This window comes from Escherichia sp. E.sYA108 (genome assembly GCF_011754335.1).
In the GTDB taxonomy this organism is placed as follows: Bacteria; Pseudomonadota; Gammaproteobacteria; order Enterobacterales; family Enterobacteriaceae; genus Escherichia; species Escherichia coli.
In genome coordinates, this window is record NZ_JAAQVZ010000001.1 from 2,046,731 (window position 1) to 2,069,811 (window position 23,081).

7 protein-coding genes are annotated in these 23,081 nt (G+C 58.7%); all 7 read right to left on the bottom strand.

Annotated elements, in window-relative coordinates:
* Positions 1-591: 591 nt before the first annotated feature.
* On the bottom strand, positions 592-2,613 hold the full coding sequence (fyuA, locus tag HBM92_RS09485) for a siderophore yersiniabactin receptor FyuA (protein WP_000784548.1): 2,022 nt from the start codon (positions 2,611-2,613) through the stop codon (positions 592-594).
* A gap of 130 nt (positions 2,614-2,743) precedes the next feature.
* A complete protein-coding gene (gene ybtE / locus HBM92_RS09490) occupies positions 2,744-4,321 on the bottom strand; it encodes a yersiniabactin biosynthesis salycil-AMP ligase YbtE (protein WP_001088826.1) in 1,578 nt (525 codons plus the stop codon).
* 3 nt (positions 4,322-4,324) lie between these two features.
* On the bottom strand, positions 4,325-5,128 hold the full coding sequence (gene ybtT, locus HBM92_RS09495; protein WP_000194283.1) for a yersiniabactin biosynthesis thioesterase YbtT: 804 nt from the start codon (positions 5,126-5,128) through the stop codon (positions 4,325-4,327).
* Positions 5,125-6,225: a yersiniabactin biosynthesis oxidoreductase YbtU gene (gene ybtU, locus HBM92_RS09500; protein WP_000982864.1), complete on the bottom strand. Its 1,101-nt coding sequence runs from the start codon at positions 6,223-6,225 to the stop codon at positions 5,125-5,127. The genes ybtT and ybtU overlap by 4 nt, the downstream gene beginning before the upstream one ends.
* A complete protein-coding gene (irp1, locus tag HBM92_RS09505) occupies positions 6,222-15,713 on the bottom strand; it encodes a yersiniabactin polyketide synthase HMWP1 (protein ID WP_000369530.1) in 9,492 nt (3,163 codons plus the stop codon). Before irp1 ends, ybtU begins: the two co-directional genes overlap by 4 nt.
* 87 nt (positions 15,714-15,800) lie before the next feature.
* On the bottom strand, positions 15,801-21,908 hold the full coding sequence (gene irp2, locus HBM92_RS09510; RefSeq protein WP_000623030.1) for a yersiniabactin non-ribosomal peptide synthetase HMWP2: 6,108 nt from the start codon (positions 21,906-21,908) through the stop codon (positions 15,801-15,803).
* Between the two features lie 190 nt (positions 21,909-22,098).
* The gene (gene ybtA / locus HBM92_RS09515; protein ID WP_000970688.1) at positions 22,099-23,058 is read right to left on the bottom strand and encodes a yersiniabactin transcriptional regulator YbtA; all 960 of its coding nucleotides are present in this window, start codon (positions 23,056-23,058) and stop codon (positions 22,099-22,101) included.
* Positions 23,059-23,081: the final 23 nt, after the last annotated feature.

Consider the following 23,081-nt stretch of genomic DNA (forward strand, 5'->3'; position numbering starts at 1 on the left):
CAAGTATTTATCTATGATTAATCAGAGGGTTTATGACAGAGAAAAGGATGTATATTTCTGAGTAAACATGTACAGGCCTATGGGGTGACTATTTAATGAGTAAATGCCGAATGATTTTCGGGGTGATGATTATAACTTGAGGAAAAATCCCAGCGTGGTTTGAGTAGTGTACCTGAGTGATATTTGTGTTATGTATGCATTGATTGCAGCAGAATAAATATAGTTCAGGCTAGTATAGTTTGTGGTAGCTATGAGAATATATAATCTATTTTACCTATAAAATAATTTATATGTATGGTTTTTTTTTAGGTTGTTTGTCTGTGCTTTTATATTCTGGAGATGTGCCTTGTATATAGGATTGTTTGTTGGTTGTATTTTTTAATGTTGCACTGTTGTGAATTTTTATTTTGATATGATTATTTCTTTAGTATAAGGAGAGAAAGGAACGAGAAAGTTAAATCTATTTATCCTAATCGCAATTTCATTGTTTAAATAATCACTATGGATTAATATTTTTTGCGACTTTGCTGAGTTACTGGTTTTAACTAGTGGTGTAAAAGGGATACCTTTTCGGTATCCCTTTTACAATAATCAGAAGAAATCAATTCGCGTATTGATACCGACGGTGCGACCCATATTGACCTGCGCGACGGCGCTGCTGCCGTTCATGTAGCCATAGGTACGGTAACGACGGTCGAACAGGTTATCGACATAGACGGAAATGTTCATCCGTTCAGTCGCCTGCCAGCCCAGGCTGCTGTCCAGGGTGGCATAGGTGCCTTGCCGCAACTGGTTGTCGCCATCGAAATAATGCGGCCCGACCAGATTAACCGCCAGTCGGGGCATCAGTGCGCCATAGCGCGTATCAATCACGCCGTTCACGCTGCTTCCCGCGCCATAAAGTGGTACGAACGGCACCCGGTTACCGTGATACAACTCACTGTCATTGGTGAATTCGGAACGGATCACGTTGCCATTGATATCCCATGACCAGCCTGGCGCAAACCGCCACTTCGCTTCAAGCTCAACGCCGGTGGCGTCGGCTTTACCCGCATTGCTTAATGTCTGCATCCCGACCGGGCCAGAGTAAAGCTGCATGTCTTTGGTGTGGGTATAAAACGTCGCGGCTTGCAGCGTGACGTCAGCGGTTTCGTAGCGGGTGCCAAGTTCATAGTTGATGGATTTCTCGGCGACGAACGGTTTGGCATCAAGACCCGCAGTAGGCACGATGTTGTACCCGGAAGGTTTATATCCCTGGGCTACACGGGTATACACTCTCCAGTCATCGGTCAGCATATAGCCTGCGGATAGCTGCCCGAGCACCTGATCGTCATTGCTCTTACCCTGGTCGCCAAACGGGTTGCCGAGCATGCTGCCGTGATATTGTGTACTGGATTTATCATGCGAGAAGCGCACGCCGCCGCCGATATCAAAACGATCGGTTAAATGCCAGGTCAGGTCACTGTATGCGGCCAGCGTTTCAGCGGTGGTATAGCCGGTACTGCTTAAATAAGGCATTGTCGGCATGTCGTAGGCTGAATTTAACTTCTCGCGGGTGTTCTGCCGGTACAGCCCAAACACCATATCAACGGTACGCGCATCGCCCAGGGTTGCGGCGCGCAGCTCCTGCACATCCTGATTCCAGCGCTGAGGCATATTGACGATTAACGAACCGGAAGGGAAGGTGCGCGAATAATGCTGCTGCTGCCAGGCGCTGATCAGGTTGAAAACCCAGTCATCGGTGGTGTATTTCCCACTCAGGGTCTGGCTGTCAGTGCAGCGCCGCATGTACGGGTCTGGTGAACCATCGCTGATCGACAGCTTACGGCCCTTAATATCATTCCATCCCACATAGGCATCCTGGGTGGCGCGGGTACATTCGCGTGAGGCGGCAAAGCCCATTTCCCAGGGCTGATCGTCCGGCGCCAGACGCAGTTTCACATTCCCTATGCTGGCGCGGGTGCCGCCTAAGTCATCGCTTCCCGTCGCGGGGTTAATCATGTCGCCGTCATCAACCTGGCGTAACAGGGTGACGCTGCCGTACAGCAGGCCATCCTGAATGGGGCCGCTCAGGTTGAACTTACTTCGATAACTGTCGCGGCTACTGACGCCGCCTTCAATATAGCCGCGCGGCGTGCTGTCCGGCTGCTGGGTGACGATGTTGATGATCCCGCCCTGAGCGCTTTTGCCATATAACGTTCCCTGTGGGCCTCGCAGCAACTCCACGCTTTGCACATCGGTAAGCGCCTGGATGGTGTTGGTGGAAAGCTGAGGGACGCCATCGACATACAGGGTGACGGCGGGGTTATAGAAGTCCTGCGCTGAAGAGACGCCGCGTAGCGAGATCGTCGAAAAAAGCATGTTGCCGCTATTTTCAATATTGAGCCCGGGCAAGACTCTGGGGAGTTTGTCGCTGGCGGTGACGCCGGCGTCGCTTAATTCCGGCGCGCTGACAACAGTAGATGAGACGTTGTTGGCTGATGCCGAGCGGGAAGATTGTTTACTGGCGGTAACCACCAGCGTGCTTTCGTCTTGCTGTGAAGTCTGGGCATTAGCAATGGCGGGGAGCAATAATCCCCCCAAGGCCAGAGGATAAAGCCGTGTCATTTTCATTGTTGTGAGTCCCTGTAAGACGGCGAAACGCCAAAAATACCGACAATGGTGAATTGAAAATGATAACTATTTCTAATAGTGGTGCTACCCGAAACGGGTTTATTTCAACCTGTTTCGGGTCGGTTTGCGCTTATTGGGCAGAATGGCGATAACGGTCGACGGCGAGAGCCGTCAGGCGTTTTTTGTCTATCTTGCCGACGGCGGTGAGCGGCCAGTGGTCCAGAAACTCGATTTGGTCAGGAATTTTCCACGCGCTGAGCCCCATACGGGTCAGTTGTTGACGCAACTGCTGATAGTCAGTTGGCACCTGCTGCGCGATGATAAACGCGCAAATCCGCTCGCCAAGCAGCGTGTCCGGCGCGGCGACCACCGCGCAATCTTGCACTTCCGCTAAACGCAGCAGTGCCGATTCCACTTCAGCCGCGGCTATTTTTTCTCCGGCGCGGTTGATCTGCTCTTTTATGCGTCCCTCAACGTGCAGGTTCCCCACCTCATCCAGCCTGACATTGTCGCCTGTGCGGTAAAACCCTTGCGCGGTAAAGGCCTGCGCATTGTGGGCAGGGGCGCGGTAATAGCCCGAAATGGTATAAGGGCCGCGCGTTAACAATTGCCCGGTTTCGCCCGGCGCGACGTCGTTCTCGTCTTGATCAACGATGCGGATTTCATCCAGAGGGGACAACGGGCGCCCCTGGCTGTGGAGAATGGTGGCATGCGGATCGTCCAGCCGGGTAAAACAGAGCAGGCCTTCCGCCATACCGAAAACCTGTTGCAGGGTACAGTCAAAGGTGGCGATAACCTGCTCAGCAAGCGTCGGGTCGAGCCGGGCGCCGCCTGCCTGAATGACGCGCAGCGACGAAAGGTCGCTGTCTTCCCACTCCCTGGCCTGCACCCATAATTGCGCCAGCGCCGGAACCAGGGCGACGTGAGTCACTCTTTCCTGCGCGATTAAAGGCATCACCTCATCACAGCTGGCGCTGTCGGTCAGCACCACTTTTCCGCCGCAGGCAAGCGTTCCCAGAATACCGGGGCAGGCCAGCGGAAAGTTATGCGCCACCGGGAGGACGGCGAGATACACGCTCTGTTGGCTGATGCCGCACAGTTCAGCAGAAGCGCTGAAGTTATAGCTATAGTCGGCATGTCGGCGCGGGATGAGTTTGGGCGTGCCGGTTGTGCCGCCTGAGAGCAACAACAACGCGGTGGCGGAAACATCAGGCTGCGGCCATGCCTGTCGCTCACCGTGAAGGGAGAAGAGCGGCGTAAAATCGTCGCTCACGGTCTCTCCAGCGACCAGAACATGACGCAAGCAGGCGTGTTTGTGCGCCATCTGTCGGGCCAGCTCTGCGTGGTTTTCCCCGTGAATAACGTAAGCGACGGGTTGCGCCAGCTCAATCAGCGCGTCGATATCCAGCGCCCGTTGCGAGGGCATCGCCAGCACGGGGATAACGCCCAGTCTTAACAAGGCGAACAGCAGGGTAACAAACGCGTTGTCGTTGGGAAGCTGCACAATTACATGCTCCCCCGAACGCAAACCCAGTGATGACAGACCTGCGGCAAGTTCGTCAACTTGTGCATCAAGCGCGCTGTAGGTTAACGACCCCTTTGCATCAACGACGGCAATTCGCGAGGCATAACGGGCCGCCCAGTGGCGCAACTGTTCGGCAATGGGTAAGGGATACTGTTCAATCAGAGATTCAAAGGAAGAATTCATGCGTCACCTTTCTGAAGTACTGGGCTGTTTTTGCCACGCGGTCATTGCAGAAAATGCGTGGGGAAAATGGCGGACAATCTGCGTAAAAAAGGACCGGGCTTGTTGAATGGGATAGAAATGATCGCCGTCAATCACCACCGGGCCTGTAACGTGGCTCAGCCACTGACGCCAGGCATCGACCTGCTGCCAGGAGGCTTCGCGATCGTGGCTGCCGCACAATAACAGCGCAGGCGTGCGCAGCGGCGGACAGACGTCGGGCGAGTCGTAGTGATAGCTCTCGGTGGCGTAAAAATCAGCGCGCAGAAGAGGAAGAAACAGCGACATTAATTCCTGGTTTTCCCGCAGTTCAGGAGAACATCCGCCAATGTCTATCAGCTCAGCGATAAAGTCGGCATCATCGCGATGGCTGAGCTGGCGTTCAGAATGCAGATGCGGGGCATGGCACCCGGAAATAATCAGTCCTTGTGGCGCAAGCCCCCGTTGCTCCAGAAGTCGGCAGGTTTCAAACGCCACCTGCGCCCCCATGCTGTGCCCGGCGAGTAAAAGCGGCGTGTCAGGCGATACGGATGCTTCCAGCTCGTTCGCCAGCAGTGCCGCCAGTTGTGTAATGCTTCTGAGCGGTTCCAGATGGCGAAGGCGATCGCGCCCCGGCCAGGTCACCAGAGAAAGCGCGCAATCAGCCAGTTGCTCAGCTTGCCAGTGGCGAAACGCGCTACTGCTGCCGCCAGCGAAAGGGCACATGACCAGATGCGCAGTATTGCCGTTCCGGGCGGGCCACAGCGGGATGCACATTGCAGATTGCGTCACAGCGCCTCCTTATCATCATCGTTGTAGAAACCGGCTAACCGGTCGTGGTGCGGCGGCGTCAGGCGTCTGATCTCCGCATTGCCGGTCTTACGTAAAATCTGCTGCCATAAACGTGATAACGCGATCTGATGTACGCTTTGGCAGGCCGCTGGTGGATGTTCGCCCGCCAGATGGCTGCGCAACTGGTGTAGCAACCAGCTGACGCCCTCCGGCCCGGCGGTTTCGCAGCAGTCGCGCCAGCTCAGGGGCGCCGCGCTGCGCGTCAGACCCGGCAGATCGCGCAGGATCTCCGGTCTGCGGTAGAGGCTGTGGGCGTTCTCCTGATGGTCTGCGACAAACAGGCTGGATGACCAGATGACGGGGCCGTAGCTCGCCTCCAGCGAAAGATGACCTTCCGGCCAGCCCAGCAGCAGGCGGTGCATGATAAGGCTATGCATATCTGGATCGTCAGGATCGAGATAGCGCTGAAGCAGCAGGCAGGCTTCTCCCTCCGGCCAGAAGAGTCTCAGACAGTGAAAATCGCTAAAGCTGCCAACCACGTCGCACTCCACGGCGGCGGCATCAACGCCCAGAGCCAGCAACAACAAATCCAGAGTGGAGTAGAGCAACTGTCGGCTGGTGGTGGCGTGGACTACCGGCGGCGTCTTAGCCAGGCAGCGACGCAGCTGCTGCGCATCGCGAAGCCATGTGCGTCCCGCGCGCGTATGCGGATAAAACGTGTTTACCCAATAGCAGCAGCCCTGTTCCTGCGCCAGCGTTTGTAAGGAACTGATGTCATCCGGGTGGAGGGGATGCTCCTGAATGACGTGTACGCCGCGCGTCAGAAAGTGTCTGGCAAGCTGCGTACCGGTTCCTCCGGCGACGGTCGAACGCACGACAATACAGGCGATATCCGGCATCCTGGTTATCTGTTCCGGCGAGGTATACAGCGGAATGCCAAACGCATGAGCCAGCTCTCTTGAACGGGCGCTTCCCTGCGCCAGCAGGCCGACCAGTTCCAGCCCCTCCGGGGGCTGCATAAAGGCATTCAGGTACATTTCGCCAAATTTGGCGCCCACAATCAGTACGCGTTGTTTTGGGGAGGCGGACGGCATCATAACGTGTTCTCCGGTTGCGTTGAGGTTGCGCAAAGCCAGCGCGTAATGTGTTGCGCACAAGCCTGAACGTGGGGGGCTTCCATCATGATTTGCCAGTGGCTGGCTTCAATCACAGCGTCGTCGGCGTTGTTTATCCAGCCCTGCCACTCGGTTTCTGCTGGCGTCCAGCGCGCGGGTCTCCCGGCGGCATACACCATGAGACAGGGGACCGGAACGCTTTCGCCCGGCGTATGCTCAGTCAGTAAACGCAGCAGATGCGCGATGTTGTCGAGCCACGTTTCTGCCGCTTGCAGCGTCAGGTTTTGCGACACCATACCGGCCGTTTTAGCGAGGCTGATAAAGTCGGCAAGCTGGCTGTCGGGCGTCTGCTGGTCGAAATGTTCGGGCAGTGCCAGAGGCGTTTGTCCTTCGGCTAACAGGCGCAGCAGGGCCGCCCGGTTTTCGCAACAGAAATCCTGTCGGCACACGGGATCGATTAACACCATCCGAACCTGCTCGCCTTTGGCGTACAGGCGCTGTGCGGCGCCCGCCGCAAGAAACGCGCCATACGACCAACCCGCCAGCACATAAGGGCCGTGAGGCTGCTGACGACGGATGCACCCGACATACTCATCGATCATCTGGTCGAGCGTGGCAAAGCGCTGCGGCGATTTTGCTTGCAGGCCGAAAACGCGCCTGTTCAACGCGCTAGCGAGCGGCAGCCAGGCGCTGATATCGCCGTCTGAAGCGTGGAAGACAAACAGGGTTTCCTCACCGTCGCCCTGGCAAAGGGGTATCGGGTTGTCCTCTCCTGACGTAGCCGCCTGTAGATGGGCGCAGAAGTCGCTCAGCGTCGAATGGCTGAACAGATCCTGAAGGTTAGCCCTGGCAATCCCTCTCCGGTTTAGCTGCGCGACCATCCTTGTCGCCATCAGGCTGTCGCCGCCCAGTTCGAAAAAGTCGTGATGCCTTGCCACGGGGCGAGACAGCAGCGATTGCCAGAGTTCAGCCACCTGTTTTTCCAGCGCCGGATTCCCCCCGGCAACTGGCGTGGGTTTGGCTGGCTCAGTCGGCGCATCAGACGGGGCATGCAGCGGCGTAAATAACGCTTCTCTTTGCCGGATCTGTAAAATGGGCAGACCGGTGCCAAAGCGCTGCTGTAAATAGCGGCTCACGGCTTTTTTATCCGGGCGATTTACGCCAGGCGAACGCGCTACCAGCAGATGCTGGCGCAGCGGCGACGATTCCTGCGCGGGCCACGCCAGCTCGTTTGCAAACCCGGCCTGAACGAGAACCTCCTGCCATGCGGAGCGGGTGAGCATCGGTTTCTCATCCCGGCGGCGGAAATCGCGGTATCCGCTTAATCCCTCAATAAAGCCCACGCTCGCCAGCTGGAATACGCTGTTTCGCTCCGTCGCTTCAACGATCAGCAAACGTCCGCCGGCTTTCAGCAACAGTTTTAATCTGCGCAACGTCTGGACGACATGGCTGGCGTCGTGGAGCACATTGACGGCAACGATCAGGTCGTAACCCGCCTCCGGGTGGGCGGTGAAATCCAGCGGCTGGTTGATGTCGAACAAGGCATAAGACACCTGCGATTCATCATGGAAACGGGCTCTGGCGTCATTGAGGAACTGCGCGGAGACGTCCGTGAAGTGGTACGACTGCCGCGTGTTCCGCGTGGCCTTCAGCACCGGCGCGGTAGTGGCTGCGGTTCCGGCGCCAACCTCCAGAATCCGTTCTGCGCTGCACAAGGCGGCAATCTGCGCGGTATAGCGATTCAGACAGGCGCTGGCGGGGTTGTCGCGATACAGCGCGTCGGTAACGCGATGCTGCTCGTTGAACAGCAATTCCAGCGGAGAACACTGCCCGGAGAAGAGGGCGTCGTGCCGGGCGATGCAGGTTTCCAGATACTGCGCCAGCGCCTGGCTCCATTGGCTTTGCGGGCACGCTTCCTGAGGCTCAGGAATCTCGCTGAGCGGAATGCGGCAGCGCCAGCTTTCACCTTCGCGGATTAACCACTCTCTTTCCGTCAGACACTGTAGCCACTGGCGCAGCAGACGCTGGTGAGACGCTTGCGCGGACAGCGCCTGTACTATTGCGCTAAAGCGATGGGCGATCTCCGGCGTGGTAAACAGGCCGTGACGATTTAGCGTAGCCGCGATCCCCTGTAGCGCACGCGCCTCCAGCCAGCGCCAGGTCGCCTCCAGCTCATCAAGCTGCGCCTGCTCAGGCAACGGCAGCGCCAGTTGGGTAAGTTCGTGCTCATCAGGCATCGCCGCTGATGGCGACGGATCGTCGGCCATCACGATATCCAGCGTCAACGCGCCCTGTTCGGTTATTTCCGCTCTGGCCTGCCGGATGCCGGGGTATTCGAGCGTCGCCTGCTCAATATCCCGCAGGTCGTAGTCCGCCTGCGCGTTCAGCGGCCAGCGTCGGCGGGGAATGTGCCCGGCGATGCCGCTGGCGAGAGTCTTCAGGCTTTCAGGGGCGGCGATGACGGCTTGCAGGATGGCGCAATAGTCATTAAACATCGCCTCGGCAGCGCCGGGTTCCAGCACGTTGTCCATGCAGTACCAGCTAAACATCAACTCGCCGTCGCTCTCCATGACCTGATGATCCAGCCAGACCTGCGGCGTTTGCGTGAATACATAGCAGGGTTCGCCGAACAGATGGCTCATCGCCTGATCGATAGTCATGCCTTCCAGCGTCATCCCCAGCATACTGGTAAACACTACCGGCATCAGCGGTTGACGTTGTGATCCGCGCAGGCGGCCCAGCTCACGGATCACCTCAACACCGTTCATTTCACTGTGCGCCATGTTTTGCCAGAGGCGCTGTTGGGTCTGTTGCATCTGCTCTTGCAACGTCACCGGCGCTGAGAAGTTAAAATCAACCAGCGTGACGGAGGTAAAATCACCAATCAACTGGTTGATTTGCGGATGGATCGGCTGGCGATTGAAGAACGTCAGGTTCAGCGTAAATGTTGTGGTACGGCTCCAGCGCTCAAGGGTGGCGGCAAACAGCGTGAGCAGCGCGGCAGACGGTGTGACGCCTTGCTGCTGCCAGCGCTGTTTCACGGCCTGCCATTCTGTCTTGCCGATCGTCGATTTGAAGGTGGTGAAGTGTGGCGTTTCCGGGGGCGTCTCAACCACCGGCAGCTCTGGCGCTAAGGGCAGTTGCGGCAGTTTTTCCTGCCAGTAATCCCAGGCATCGTGCCATGCCGATGTCTGTCGGCGCGCCTGTTCAGCCATCACATAATCACGGAAGGTAATAGCGAGCGGCGCCAGCGTTTCACCGCGCCAGACCTGCGCCAGGTCGTCCATCATGACTTTAAAACTCTGCACATCAAACTGCAAAAGGTCGAGGTTCATATGCAGACGGTAATGGCAATCGTCGATTTCGCTGACCACCAGCTCAAAAAGAGGCCACTGGTCGGCAGGCAAAACGCGATAGCTCAGTTCATGCCGCCGTTTTTCCAGCGCGATGCGCTGTTCTTCCGGGGAAAGCGCGCGCAGATCGTCACGCGGGATGTGATACTCCGGCGTTGTCGCCAGGATTCGCTGCTGCCCGTCGGCATCAACCACCATACGCAACATATCGTGGCGTGCGATGAGCTGGTTCCATGCTTTCTCCAGTATGGCGAGATCGAACTCATCGTGGCGTTTATCCCACTCAAACAGGACGTGACAGGCGACGCCGCCATAGCCAATGAGGTGGGTTCGCCCCAGCCAGTAGGCGTGCTGAATGGGCGTCAAAGGGAAGGGCGCATAACGCTCGTCGGCGTCGTGCCGCAACACTTCCGGCTGCGAAGCGGCAGGCGTCGCCTCTGGCTTAGAACAGATAAGCTGCGTGAGTCCATGAGGAGACAGATCCTGCCACGCCCGTTCCGCATTGATGCGTACGCCCAGGTAGTGCTGAATATCGCTACTGAGTTCAAGGAAGAGCAGCGAGTCCATGCCGAGTTGCAACAGATCCTGGTTTGGATGCAGTGACGCCGGATCGCTCAGCCTTAGCTGAACCGCAATCCGCTTTTTCAGCCATGCCATCACCGCTGTTTCATCGCTCAGGCTGCCGTTAAAGGCGTTGTCATCAGCAGGAGGAATGACCGGCGTTGCGGCTTTTTCTGTGGCGCTGATGTTAAACAGAGCCTGTTGTAACGGGGGCATTTTGTCGGTAAAAACGCGCATCGCCAGTCGCCACGGGGCACCGCGCATCACCGCCTGTTCCAGGTGCCAGCAGCCTTCGGCATCGCTTAACGCGCCCATACCTCGGCTGGCGAGCGTCGCCAGCATTTCCGGCGTGGCCGCCCGACCGCTTTCTCCCCATGCGCCCCAGGCGACAGAGAGCGTTTTCGGCGCATCAAGGGTGGAAAACTGCTGGGCCAGCCCGTCCAGGTAGCCGCAGGCCAGCGCATGGGCGCTCTGACCCGGCGCGCCGAGGGTGGCGGCAGCGGAAGAGTAGAGAATAAGATAGCGTCCGTCGTGGTTGCGCAGGGTTTGCAACAGCTGGCTTGCCGCCTGCGCTTTTACCGCGAAAACGGCAGCCAGCTGGTGGTCATCAAGCTCCTGCAAGGGCGCGTCAGCCAATACGCCAGCGGCATGAATCGCTCCGGCAATGCCGCCGTTGGCCGCCAGATCGTCAAGAACCGTGGCCAGTTGCCCGGCATCGCCCACATCACAACGGCAGACGCGCGTCTGCCCGCCCTCCACGTCGCGTAGCCATGACTCATCCACGCGCGGCGCTAGCAGGGCGATGCGTCGCGCCCCTTTTTCTCTGAGCCAGTTCACGGCAAGGCGGCCTAATCCGCCAAACGCTCCGGTCACCAGATGCCAGCGGCTATCGCCGGTAAACACGTTTGCCGGTAATTCAGCGGCGCATCCCGTATTGGGCGACAGTGAAGGAAGCCAAAGGGTGTCACCCCGTGCGGCGAGCCAGCGCTGTGATAGTGAGACTGCGCTCAACCCTTGATGCAGCGTTTCCCACGGGGTGTTTTCGGCGAGATCGATGGCGGCAAGCAACCGTTCCGGCTGTTCGTTGGCCGCGACGCGAAGCAAGGCCCATAGCGCGTGATGGGATGCAGAGAGTGCTTCATTTTCCTCGACTCGCCACGCGCGGCGAGTAACCACAATCAATCCGGCTGCGCTGGCGGTGAGCGCTGCTATCACTTTCTCCGCTAAGGCCAGCGTATCCTCGCTCTCCTCAACAATCATCAGTCGTGAAGAGGCGTGCGGATCGTGAATGATGCCGTATTGCGCCAGCTCGTCGCTGCGCGCAAGCGTACCGGCGCTGAAGCTAAAGGTAAGCGGATGGTCAATGCTGGCGACGTTGAGGGGCGTCCAGCGCCATTGATAATGCGTTTGCGGCGCAGGAAGAGGCTCGGCGGGCGATAGCGGCAGCCACTCGCCAGCAGGATGACGGGCTTCAACGCGCATCTGACCGCGGGAAAAGGCTTCGTTTTGCCAGCTTAAGCGAACCTTCCCTAGCCACTCCGGGGCGGCGACGGGGGGCGGTTCCACAGGCAGAGCGTCGCCATGACGCTGTGAAAGCAGACGCCAGGCCTCCTGCCAGCGGGCGTTAAACCGTTCGGGCTGACCTGCGCAATCAGACCAGTCGGCGAGATAATCACCGTTATCCGTCAGCGCCTGCCCCAACACGGGTTCTGATGGCGCGGTGAATGTTACGGCGCTAACCGCCTGACCGGGCAGCGTGGCGAGAATGATATGTTCGCTCATCCCGGCGGTCGGGCTGCCATCCTGCGGTAGCCACGCCACTTTGCTGAATCCGGCGTGGCGGCACTGTTGTTGCCACTGAGCGGTGGTGAGGAATAACTCACCTTCGCGGGCGTCGAGATCCTGTAGCGGAAGAACCAGCGGGCCGAAAACGAAGTCAAACAGACGCATTGGCTGGGTGATTTCGCGCATCAGCAGGCGCCCGCCCGGCTTGAGCAGGGGGCGCAGATTATCGAGCGTGCGGCCAATATGGCGGGTGGCGTGAATCACGTTCGCTGCCACGATAAGATCGTAAGACTGTGCCTGGAAACCCTGAGACTGCGCCTCTTTTTCGAGATCCAGCTCGCTATACTTCACAAAATCATAGTCGGCGAATTTCTGCTGGGCGCGACGGGTGAACAGCGCCGAGATATCGGTGAAATGGTACTCCAGTGCCGGAACGCCGTTGAGTTCCGGCAGCAGCCACGCGGTGGTGCCGCCGGTTCCGCCGCCAACTTCAAGAATACGCAACGGCTGGCGGGGCTGACGCGTCTGGACAATGCCACGTAATACCCCGGCGGCGATTTGGTTGAAATAGCGGCCAAAGCTGAATTCCTGATACAGCACTTCCACGCCGTCGGAGGCGCTTTGCGGGAAGATAATCGCCACCGGTTCTTCCGCGCCGCTCATCATTTCATATAACCGATCGCCGGCACGGGCGATGGTGTCGGGAATAGCCTGAAAACCTTCACAATAACCGGCAAGTTCCGTCAGCAGTGATTCCCGCTGTTGATGTTCAATGGGGCGGGCGCGGACGTATCGCCCGTCGGTGCAGCGGTAATCGCCGTCGACCACGCAGTTATTCAGCAGGCGCTGGAGTAGCTGCTGGTAGCGGGGCAGCAGACGTCCACGGCGCATGATGGTCATGGCGTCCACGCCGTTCTCAATGGCATCGCCGGTACAGCGTTGTACCAGTTGATCGACGTAGATGGCGTGCAGTCGCGTGGCGCACTGTTTAAGCGCTTCCAGGCGAGGGAGATCGAGCGCTGTCGCGGCGCGACTCGCCACCTCCAGCCCGGCAGACAGCGCTGCGTCGGCAGGCTCGCAGGCCGGGGAGACGCGCTCTTTCCAGTAACGCTCAGTATCAAACGGATAACATGGCGCAGCGATACGTTGTCCATCGCCCGCCAGTAGGTCGGCCCACGGTAGAGCGACGCCGGCAGCGTAAAGCTGGAGCAGGGCCTGATTGAGGACAACGCTCGCCTCTTTGTTACGCCGGGCGCTGGCTATCCAGTATGCGTTATCGCGGTATTCGCGCTGCCCGCAAGCAACCAACTGGGCATCGGGCCCCATCTCCAGAAAAACGCGGGTGCCGAGTTGATGCGCCACCTGAATACTCTGGATAAAACGCACCGGCTGGCGCATGTGTCGGCGCCAGTAATCCGCCTGGTTGAGCGTTGACTCATCAATGACGTCGGCGGTGAGCGTGGAAATAATCGGTATTTGCCCCGGCTCCGCGTGCAGTCCCGCGCAGGCGTCCTGGAACCGATCGAGTATCGGCTCCAGTAAAGCGGAGTGCGCCGCACCGGTTACGCTCAGGCGACGATAGTTAATGTCATGCTGCGAGAGCGTGGCGCAAAATACCGCGAGACGGGCTTCCGGCCCGGAAAATACCGTATGTTGCGTACCGTTGTTGGCGGCGAGATCCAGCTCAAACTGGCGAGCCAGCGGCATCAGCGTGTCTTCGTCTGCAAATACCGCCACCATCGCGCCGCTTGCGCACTGCTGCATTAGCGCGCCGCGCCGACAAACCAGTGGCATGACCTGTTCAATCGTATAGTGTCCGCAGACAACGGCAGCGGCAAATTCACCGACGGAATGCCCAATGGCGAAGTCTGGCTTCAGTCCTTCAGCACGCCAGTGCGCCGCCATCGCGATTTCAAACGCGACAATCGCCGGCTGCGCCCAGGCCATATTGTCCAGCTGCGCCGAATCGGGGTTAAACATCGCTTCGCGCAGTGACGGCGTGAGCATTTCGCTACAGGCGGAAAAACAGCGATCCAGCGTGTCGGCAAACGCCGTTGAGTGCTGGTACATCGTTTGACCCATAGTGCGCCAGTGCGAGCCCTGGCCGGTAAACAGCCACACCTGCTTGCCGCTGGCGCCGTGGCCGCTGTAAACCTGCGCCCCCGATTTCTCACCGGCCCAGGCGCTGAGCGCCTCGGCGGTTTCACGGTTTAATGGCGCCGCCAGGCGGAAGGGGAGATCGAGACGGCGCGCGTGCAGGGCTGTGAAGGCCAGAGAGCTGGCATCCGCATTCTCTCTCAGCGCCCCGGCATAATCCGTCGCCAGCCGCCGCAACGCGCTGTCGCTGGCGGCGCTGAGCAGCAGCGCGGTACTTTTTCTGCCGCTATCCGTATTGGGGAGGCGCGCGTTGAGCGCGTCGGGCAGCGAGGCGACGATCATATGGCAGTTGGTGCCGCCAATACCAAAGGAGGAGACGCCCGCATAGCGCATTTCGTCCTGCCATGCCTGTGCCGACACCGGTATGGTAAAGGGGCTCTCTTCAAGTTTCAGCGCCGGGTTGGGGGTGTGAAAATTCAGTAAGGGAGGAATTTGCCCGCGACTGACTGCCAGAACGGTTTTCAGCAGTCCGGCAATGCCCGCCGCGGTATCCAGATGGCCCATGTTACTTTTCACGGAACCGAGCGCACAGCGCTGATCCTGCGGGCGAGGCGCATAGACGTTGCGTAACGCTTCAATTTCAATCGCGTCGCCCAGCGGTGTGCCGGTGCCGTGGGTTTCAATGTAACCTACCTGCCTGTCGTCGATGGCCGCCAGCATTAACGCCTCTTCGATGACTGCCTGTTGCCCTGCGACGGAAGGGGCGGTATAGCCGACCTTTCTGTTGCCGTCGTTGTTGACCGCGCTGGAGAGGATCACCGAGATAATCGGATCGCCTGACAGCAGCGCGTCTCTCAGGCGACGCAGCACCACGCAGCCGAGACCGTTACCGGCCCAGGTGCCCTCAGCCGAGGCGTCAAAGGGACGACAGTGACCATCAGGAGAGAAAATCATTCCGGGCTGGTAGCGGTAGCCTGCCTGCTGGGGGAAAGAGAGCGCCACGCCGCCGGCAACCGCCATATCGGATTCGCCAGCGCGCAGGCTTTCACAGGCCAGATGCACGGCAACCAGCGAGCTGGAGCAGGCGGTCTGTACCGATAACGCCGGGCCGTGCAGGTTGAGTTTGTACGCGGCGCGGGTGGCAATATAGTCTTTATCATTGCCCATCAGAGATTGCAGACCTTTTACCTGCGCGACTTCTGTCACGTTCAATGCTTCGCGACCGGGGTAGGTACTCATCCGGGAAGAGGCGAAAACGCCGGTCTTATGGGGGACGGCGCCGGGGGCATAACCGGCATGTTCCAGCGCATGCCAGACCGCCTGCAAAAACAGGCGCTGCTGCGGGTCCATCGACTCCGCTTCCTGTCGCGAATAGCCAAACAGGGTGGCGTCGAAGCAGTCGGCGTTGTCTAACACCGTACCGATATTGACATAATGAGGATCGTCAATGATGGCGGCATCCAGACCGACGGCCAGAAGCTCTTCGCGCGTAAAGCGTCGGCTGCATTCACGACCTTCCAGCAGATTTTGCCAGAACGTTTCGCCATCCGGCGATTCAGGAAAATGGCAGGCGTAGCCGATAACCGCGACAGGTTCGCAGTCCGGGTAGTGTTGAACGATCGATGCATCAATGGAATCTGCTGTTGGCGCAGAAGAGAAGCGCAAGTTATCCATAATCGGTCCCATTTCCTAAGGTTCATAAAGTCAATGGAACGCCATGCGTTCGCGATGGCGTTCCGGGGAAAATCAGTTTGCTTCGCGCTATATCCGCCGCTGACGACGGCGAACAGGGCGAGAGCGTTTGGTTTTCTCCACCGTGGCGACACTGGTCAGATAAGCGGCCAGGGCTGCAGGAGAAGGGTGGGTAAAGAGGTCAAGTAACGTCAGAGTCGAAAATTCGTGACGTTGTAACAAAACGTGCAGTTGCACCAGATTCAGCGACGTTGCGCCCGCCTCAAAGAAGTTTTGTGCGGGCGTGACAGACTCGCCAACCACCTCGCGGAAGGCGTCGCAAATCAGGCTGACGGTGCTCTCGTCCGCCGCAATGTGTGACTGAGAGTGCTCAGGGCATACGCGCGATGTGCGCTCTGTACCTTGCTCCGCCTGCTTAACGGGAGGCACCAGCGCGGCGAGTGGCAAATGCCAGCTGTTTTCATCCTCGGTCATTCGGTTTAGCAAGGTGCAATACTGCTCAAACTGACGTTCCACCTGCCCGGCAGGAAACAGCGCGGCGACAAAATCCCAGTTAAAGCGCAGTTCGCCTTCGGATTCATAAACCTGGTGATCGAGCCAGACCTGCGGCGTCTGGGAGATGCCCCAGACCGGTTTGAGCAGATTACGCCGGGCGAGGAAGTTATCCTGCTCAAAGCCCAGCGCGCTGGTAAAGACGACGGGCATCGGAACGGCAGGCACGTTTTGCCGTTGCGCCAGTTGACGCATCACGCGGATGGCTGACACATCGCGGTGGTTGAGGTTCTGGCTCAGCCGCTGCTGTAGTGACTGCGCGCTGTGCAGCCAGCTTTCGCCGGGATGCCAGCTCAGCAGCATCAGCGAGGTGAAATCGCCCAGAATCTGGTTGATTTGCGGGTGCAGCGGTCGCCTGTCGAAAAGCGTAAGGTTAAGCGTGAACTCAGGCTGTGCACTCCATGCAGAGAGAACCGTTGACCACACCGACAACAGTACGGCCGACGGGGTGAGATGGGCGTCAGCCGCCCGTTTTTTCAGCCGATGCCAGCGCGTGCTGTCCAGCGCGCCGTTCAGGCGGGCGAAGCGCGGTGTTTCGACGTCCTGAGGCATGCAACGTAGCGGCAATGCAGGAGCCGGAGGAATATCATCAAGTTGCGCCTGCCACCATGCCAGAGAATCTGCGTTAAGCGACTGGATCGCGGGTTGTTGCAGGTAATCCCTGTAGGTGACGGGTAGCGGCGGAGGCAACTGTTGCGGATATTGGTAGCCATGTTCCAGCTCCGCCAACAGAATCTGCATGCTCAGCCCGTCAAGTAACAGGTTATCCAGACACAGCCACAGGCGGGCGGGCATCCCGTCAACGTAACCGACCTGGAGATCGAATACCGGCCAGACTTCGGGGTTGAGTACCTGATGGGCCAGTTTTTCGCGCACCTGCAACGCCTCTTCAGGCGTATGGAGGATGTGTGCGGGTATTACCCAGCGAGGCGTCTGTTCGAGCACCTGTTGCTGTCCATCACGCACGACGGCGCGTAGCATATCGTGGCGGGCGATTAATCGGTTCCAGACCGTCTCCAACCGGGTGAGATCCAGATCGGCAATTTCAAATTCAACAAAGAAATGTGAGCCGACGCCGCCCAGGGCAAAGCCCGGCTGACGCCCCACCAGGTAAGCCTGCTGCACGTCGGTAAGCGCAAAGGGCTGGTAGCGATCTTCAGGGGAGTGGACGAATGGTTGTTCGACCGGGACGTCGGTTTTCCGCAGCGTGGCGGCAAAATCCGCCAGCCGGGGATGATTAAACAGGTCGCTTAATTGCGCTTCATAACCTGCCTGATGAAGTTGCCCGGTCAGACGGGTCGCCAGCAGGCTATCGCCGCCTTGCTGGAAGAAGTCGGTTTCTCTGGTGACATTGCCAGTTGATAAGAGTTGCTGCCAGAGGGCGGCAACCTGTTTTTCAATGTCGCCCTGGGGTAAATCCGCTTCGGCCGGGTTTTCCGCTTCAGGGGTATGACGACGCTTCAGCGCCTGGTAGTCAATTTTCCCGTTAGCCGTCAGCGGTAAGGCGTCGAGGAAGACGATCCGTTGCGGCACCATCCACCCCGGCAGACGCCCGGCGAGGGCGGCCTGAAGTTGACGGGGATCGCGGCGCACCTGCCTGTCAGGACATTGTACGAGGAAGCGTTGTAACCCCGCGACCTCATCGCCATGCTGACAGTTGAAGCCGGCCGCGCTAAATAATGCCGCCCAGTCGGCGCTGTTATGCAGCAAGGCCTCCGGCTGCCCATTGGTTAACAGGAGCGTGCTGAGTAGGGCGGACGGCGTTAACTGGCGAAACTCCATCACGTAGAGCAGCGCGCCGGGAACGGCAAGCTGTTGTAATGTCGCAAGGAGCCCGGGATCTTCCGGCAGCAGACGATGCAGGGCGTTATTAAGCCAGATAATGTCCGCCGAGTGAGCGTGCGCCGCCAGCGTGTCTGCATTCCAGAGGGACAGACGGGCGCCAGGCCAGGGGGCGAGCCTCTGCCGGGCGCTCAGCAGCATCTCCTGGCTCTGCTCAAGCCCGACATACTCAATCTGTCCGGCGTTGAGCTGTGCTAACAGCGATTCTGCGGCGCGGCCAGTGCGGGTTCCCACCTCAAGCAGGCGTACCGGGCGCTGTAAGCGCTGTGCAAGCTGTTGGCAAATTGTCGCCAGTTCCTGAATATACGGGGCGCTGGCCGGATGGTTAAAGGCCAGGCTTTCCGGGGACCACTGCGCGTCGTTCAGTAACGACAGTTCGTTACGGGCACCGCGAAGAATTTGCGATAACGTTAAATCATGTCCGCTGAAGTGCGGGTGCTCATCCTCGCGTTCTTCACCAGCGCAGACCTGATAACCTTCAGCAGCGGGCTTCAGTCGCCGTTGTGTCACCAGAAATGCTAACCAGCGTTCCACCACGGCCTGCCAGCGCGGCTGGATAGCGAGTGAGTTCATCAGGGGGAGAGGATCGGCGCCAGCGGTGTGACCCGGCTTCAGTTTTAGCAGGCGATGCTGAAGGAAATCGGCTACCTGTTCTGCGGAGATCTCTGGCGAGATGGCGCAACAGGGCAACGTTCCCGCAAGCGTGTGCCACGCCTGCGGCAGTGCCGGGTTCCGATGATCGGTAACGCAAAAAGCCTCGCCCTGAGGAACAACGTATGCCGCCAGCGTTTTTTCTTTTTCGCCGATCGCCAGAACGGTTGCTTGTTTCACCCCCGCCAGCTGGCTGAGCGCGCTTTCGATTTCGCCCAGCTCGATGCGATATCCTCCGACTTTGACCTGCTTGTCGCGACGACCGAGGAACTCGATTGTGCCATCTGGCCAGTAGCAGCCGAGATCGCCGGTGCGATACCAGCGCTCGTCCGGGAGCGTCAAAAATTGCTGCTCGCTACGCAGGGGATCGTTGAAATAGCCTTCCGCGACCCCAATGCCGCCAATCCATAATTCACCCGGCACCCAGTCAGGGCAGTCCCGGCCCTGTTCATCCACCACCCGGTAGCGTTGGTTGGTTAGCGGAAAACCGTAAGGGATGGAGCGCCAGTGGGCGGGGACGTCGTGAATTTCGCAGGCGTTAGACCAGATAGACGCCTCGGTGGCGCCGCCCATCGCGATAAATTGTCCTTGTGGCCGGAAGGCCCGATAACGGGCGGGGAGGTCAAGCCCGATCCAGTCGCCGGAAAGCATCACTGCGCGCAGGTTTTCCGGCGTGGCGTCGGCGAAACCTTCACACCAGGTCAGCAGCATATCGAACAGCGCCGGGACGCTGTTCCAGAGCGTGACCTGATGGCGCTGGATCAGCTCACACCATGCGTGAGGATCGCGCCGTTGATTTTCCATCACCATCACCAGCGCGCCGCCCGCGCGCAGTACGCCAAAAATGTCGTAAACCGATAAATCAAAATGTAGGGCGGAGAGGGCCAGCACCCTGTCATGCGGGCCAACCTGATAGCGGGTATTGATATCGCAACAGGTGTTAAGCGCTCCCCGGTGAGAAATGACTACCCCTTTCGGCGTACCGGTAGAGCCGGAGGTGTAGATAATGTAGGCCGGTTGCGTGGGGGCGCGTACTACCGGGTTGGCGATCGGCTCCGCCTCAATGGCCTGCTGCCAGGCAAGGGCGGGAATATCGTCTGACCCGGCGCTGGCGTCGTGCTGACAAATGAGCACCAGCCGGACGCTGGCGTCAGCGTAGATTTTCTCGCGCCGTGCGGCAGGCTGATCCAGCGAAACCGGAACGTAAACCGCCCCGGCCAGCAGGACGGCCAGAACCGCAACAAGTTGTCCTGCGCCTTTCGACATCGTGATAGCCACATTATCGCCGGGCTGAACCCCGCACTCGATTAACCTGCCCGCGCAACGGCGGGCATAGTCTGTCAGCTCATGATAATTCCACTGATAACGCATGTCCGTTACCGCCAGCGCCTGCGGCTGTTGCAGAGCGATACGGAAAATGCCTTCATGCAGCAAGCCTTCGGGAATGGGGGCACCGGTGGCGTTGACCCGTTCGCGTATCGCGCGCTGGCTGGCGGGCATCATATCTGCGAACGGCTTTTGCCAGGCGCTTTCGTCATCGCAGAGTTGGTTAATCAACTGGCAGTAGGCGTCGAACAATGTTTCGACTAACGCCGGAGGGAACAGCGCGTCGTTGCTGTCCCATTGTAGCCAGACCTCGCCGTGATGCTCGAACGCCAGATGATCTATCCAGACCTGCGGCGTTTGCGAGATGCCCCATTCCGGCTCGCCCAACGGCGATTCTGCGCGGCTGCTGTAGAGGGAACGCCCCAGATTGCTGGTAAATACCACCGGGGCGCCGTGGGGGTAGCGCTGCTGGCGTTTGAGTTCACGGAGTAATTCGACGCCGGACCAGTGGCGATGCTCCCAGTCCTCCGTAAACGTGAGCTGGTTTTTACGCGCCAGGTTGCTGACGGTATCGCCATCGCAGGCGGTGTCCAGCAGAAGAATATTGGTGAAGTCGGCAAGCATCGCGCCAACCGCCGGGTGCAGCGGCTGGCGGTCGAATAAGGTGATGTTAAGCAGCAGACGCGTCAGGCCGCCCCAGCGAGCCAGCACGGCAGAAAAACAGGTCGCCAGCGCCATTGTCGGCGTCACGCCATACTCGCCGGCCCGGTTGCTAAAGGCGTGCCAGCGTGTTGCCGGAACAATCATGCGGCGTCGGGTATTACGGACTTCACATAGCGTGGCGGGTTCGCAGGCCAGCGGCAAGACGGGCGCGGGGGGAAGCGTCGATGCTTTCGCCAGCCAGTAAGCGCGCGCGTCGTCTCTCAGTGGTTGATTGATCTTCTGTTGGTGCAGCAAATACGAGCGGAAATCATAGCGGGTGTCGATAGCCGGCAGCGATTCTCCGGCCAGCAGGGCGTTAAGCTCATCGAAGAAAAGCGTAAAGCTGGAGGCATCCATAATCAGCAGGTCAATATTGACATGGAGGCGGTGGCGATTGTCCGGCAAGAGCGTCAGCTGAAAATCAAACGTTTCGCCGATTTCCACGCGTAAAAGACGGTGGCTCAGGCGCTGGCGCAGTGCGTCCAGATAGGCCTGGCGGCTTTCAGCGTCGTTATGGCGTAAATCATGAACGGTGACGCCGTTCCAGTAAGGTTGCGGTAGCCAGACCTGCTGCCCGTCGGGGCGAAAGGCGATATGCAGCATTGGGTGGCGTTGCAGCAAGGTCGTGATGGCCTGCTCCAGCTGCGACGCCGTCAGACAATGGCCTTCAAACTCCTGATACAGGTGGCAACCCACGCCGCCAAGCGTCTGCCCCGGCATGCGGCCCGTCAGGTAGGCGTGCTGTACTGGCGTCAATGGGAAGGGGGTACTTTCGGTCATGTTCGGCCAGGATGATTCGTCGGGCGGCGTTTCTTCTTCCGCGTTCTCCGGCGACCGGCTGAGCATTAACTGGTTCCATGCCGCCAGCGTGGGGGCGGCATACAGCTCGCGAAGGGTAAGGCGGTAGCCATTTTTACGAAACCAGTGTAACCATCTCATCAATCTTATGGAATCCAGGCCGGCCTGGATCAGGTTGCTCTCTTCATGTAACTGCTGCGGCGTTAAATTCAGTTCCTGTATGAGCCGCTCGCGTAATTGTTGGTAATCAGCCGCGTGGCGGTTGTCCGGTAACAGCGAATCCTGAGATGGTGCGCCAGAAATCATTCTTCCTCCTGATGGCACGTCTTACCGAAAAGCATTACTCATATGAGAATAATAATTATTAACAATTGGATGCTACCCGAAACGGGTTTATTTATGCCCGTTTCGGGTTGGTAACAGGCGGAAAGAACAGAGGCCCGGATGGGGTATCCGGGCCTCTGTCAGGGAGGAGTTTAGGGGGGCGCGACCCCGGTTACATCCCGCGTTTAAAGGTCGAAGGAGTTACGCCAAACTGTTTCTGGAAGGCGGCAGAGAAATGGCTGGCGTTGGCATAGCCCAGATCGGCCGCCACCGTCATGACGGAGGTATTGCCGTTGGCCAGGCGTCTTCTGGCTTCCTGCATTCGTTCAGCCTGAAACAGGCCATAGACGCTGTTGTTGAACAGAACGCGGAAGCCTCGCTTAATTTTGAGAACGCTCAGACCGGACTCTCTGGCCAACTCCGCGACGCCCGGCGCTTGCGTCAGATCAGCCAGCAGCAGATCCTTCGCCCGCAGCAGTTTCTGGCGTTCCATCGGGTTGAAGTGGCAGGAGAGGCAACTGGCGTCTTCGCGATGTTCATCCAGCACCAGACTGAGCATGACCAGACTTTGCCCCTGCAACCATAGCGTCGACGGCTTTTGTTCATGACTGAAGCCGCCGTGCATGCGCATCAGCGCGTGACGCAAGGCCTGAGCCGTTAAGTGGGTTTCAGCATTACAACGCTGCTGCTGGCAACAGCAGTGGGAGTCGATCTTATTCTTAATGACCGCGCTAATATCCGGCACCCACAGCGCGAGGGTTTCAGGGCTGAAGGAGAGGGTAATGCTCTCGAATCGGCCACAATAGGAGGCGCTGCCGCGACAGTCTGGCGTATGGGTAATGTAATGGCGATTGCGCGCAAGCTCCCAGTCGGTGTGGCGCCGGAGTCCCTGAATCGCAAAGCGCGATGTGCCTTCCAGGATGCACGAGAAGTTAATCCTGCCCAGATCGTCGTGTAGCTGCAACGTCTCAGGCCGCGCAAAATGGCCCCTCCAGAGCAAAATATCCATACCTTCCTGCAACGAACAGCGCAGCAGTTCACACTGAGCAGGAATATTGCCATCGTTTGCAGGTTTCCCGACCACCAACTGGTGAATAGAGATTTCAGATTGCGTTTGCGGTGACTCCATCATGACCTGGTTATCTCCCTGTGGCT

Coding starts and splice junctions, on each gene's coding strand:
- irp1 (WP_000369530.1), bottom strand. CDS start 15,713: ATGGATAACTTGCGCTTCTCTTCTGCGCCAACAGCAGATTCCATTGAT.
- ybtA (WP_000970688.1), bottom strand. CDS start 23,058: ATGATGGAGTCACCGCAAACGCAATCTGAAATCTCTATTCACCAGTTG.
- ybtE (WP_001088826.1), bottom strand. CDS start 4,321: ATGAATTCTTCCTTTGAATCTCTGATTGAACAGTATCCCTTACCCATT.
- fyuA (WP_000784548.1), bottom strand. CDS start 2,613: ATGAAAATGACACGGCTTTATCCTCTGGCCTTGGGGGGATTATTGCTC.
- ybtU (WP_000982864.1), bottom strand. CDS start 6,225: ATGATGCCGTCCGCCTCCCCAAAACAACGCGTACTGATTGTGGGCGCC.
- irp2 (WP_000623030.1), bottom strand. CDS start 21,908: ATGATTTCTGGCGCACCATCTCAGGATTCGCTGTTACCGGACAACCGC.